Below are 1,845 nucleotides of genomic sequence, written 5' to 3' on the forward strand. Positions count from 1 at the left end.
GCCCTGCACCCCGATACGAAGCCTCCCCTGCGGTTCGGGGGTGCTTGTCAAGGCATCTTTCCCGCCTTGACAAGCACCCCCGAACCGTCAGCACACTGGGCTTCGGGGTGCCCCCAAACTCACCAAGGCGCAATGTCGCCGCCAGGCGACGAGCCGCCCCCACACAGCCCCCCAGAACACGAGTAAGGGGGCCGACCATCCGGCCGACCCCCTTGCTTACCCGGTCAATCCCAAGACCGCGAAACGCTATCCCCGTGAATCTCCCCTGGATCTCCCCTGGAAAATCCCCAGGTCAGGCGCAGTCGCGGCAGATCAACCGCCCGCCGTTGTCCTCGGCGAGCCGGCTCCGGTGGTGCACCAGGAAGCAGACCGAGCAGGTGAATTCGTCCGCCTGCTTCGGCACGACCTTCACGGTCATGTCTTCCCCGGAGAGCCCGGAAAGGTCCGCGCCGGGAAGTTCGAAGTTCTCCGCGGTCGCGTCCTCGTCGACGTCGACGACGCCGGACTGGTTTTCGTTCCGCCGGGCCTTCAGCTCCTCCAACGAGTCTTCGGCCAGCTCGTCGGCTTCGCTGCGGCGCGGAGCGTCGTAGTCGGTAGCCATGGTGTCCCTCACCCCTGCGATTCAGCGTGTCGTCCTGCCCGGTTCCGGAGGCGCCCGGTACCGGTCGTGCCGCTGGTCAACGTTCCAGCGCCCCTGTTTGTGCCCGGCCTGCGAGTGACCCAGGTCTCAACCTGGTTGACCTCGTCCGGCGGCCGGAGCCCGGGAAGGGTAGCTCACCGCCGGGCGCGCCTCGCACCGAGTCGGACATTGCTGCTCCAGCGTCACCCGGGAGGGGGAACGCGCAGGTGAGACGCCTGTCCTCCGTTCGGGTTGCCCCGGCGTCGCGAAGGTCACCTCGCGGCCGCGTCCGCTTGCTCCCGCGGAGCCGTCCGTGGTGCGATCGCCACGGAGGGGCATTACGCGGAACGGGTGAAGGTGACCCGCGACACCGCGCGCCGCGGTCAGCGCCTAGGCTCACCGGAATATCACGCCGGTGCGTACGCTGGCGGTTACCGCGAGGCGCGGCGGGGTGACCGCGGCCGGTTCTGCGAGGGGAAGGGACGGGGCAGGTGGCGTCGGGGAACGGGGCGGGGAACCGTGGTGCGCGGCCTTATCGCAAGCACCGTCCGCTGCCCGCGTTGATCGTGATCGGCGTGCTCGCGCTCGGCGCGGTGTTCGTCTGGGTCAACGCCGTGGTCGGCCGCGGCGACGTCGACGAAGCGGTGCGCTGCAGTCCCGATCCCAAAGCTCCGCCGGGAGTCACCTACACCTCGGTGCCGCACAACGGCTTGGACGACCGCTCCCCGATGCCGCCGGACAAGGTCGCGCTGAAGGTGCTCAACGCGAGCAGCACGCGCGGGCAGGGCAGCATCGCCACCAACTCGCTGCGCGAGCTCGGCTTCACCGCGATCGGCGATCCCGGCAACGACCCGGCGTACCCGAAGGGCGACGCGCGCTGCCGCGGCCAGATCCGCTACGGCGACAACGGGGCCTCCGCCGCCCGCACGGTCAGCCTGGTGATTCCTTGTGCGGAACTGGTCCACGACACCCGCAAAGACGCCAGCGTCGACCTGGCCACCGGCAAGCTGTTCACCGACATCCTGCCGCGGCCCGAGGCGGTCAAGATCCTGAAGCAGCTCACCGCCTGGTCGCAGGCGCACCAGGGCGGCGGCAGCAGCGAGCAGTCCGCCAGCCCCGGCGCGCCGGTGATCGACCAGACACTGCTGGCCTCGGCCCGCGCCGTCACCTGCTGACCCCTCGTGAGTGCGGGGACCGGGTGGGACCGTGATAGGGGCTCGCGGCCA

General features: G+C 70.0%; 2 protein-coding genes. One reads left to right on the top strand and one right to left on the bottom strand.

The window, feature by feature from the left end:
• Positions 1-292: 292 nt before the first annotated feature.
• Positions 293-601, bottom strand: coding sequence for a DUF4193 domain-containing protein (locus ACWGIC_RS44865; RefSeq protein WP_013224476.1), 309 nt, complete (start codon positions 599-601; stop codon positions 293-295).
• Positions 602-1,110: 509 nt separating this feature from the next.
• Here ACWGIC_RS44865 and cei point away from each other — a divergent pair.
• Positions 1,111-1,794: an envelope integrity protein Cei gene (cei, locus tag ACWGIC_RS44870; RefSeq protein ID WP_452082056.1), complete on the top strand. Its 684-nt coding sequence runs from the start codon at positions 1,111-1,113 to the stop codon at positions 1,792-1,794.
• Positions 1,795-1,845: the final 51 nt, after the last annotated feature.

It is taken from the genome of Amycolatopsis sp. NPDC054798, assembly GCF_053611505.1.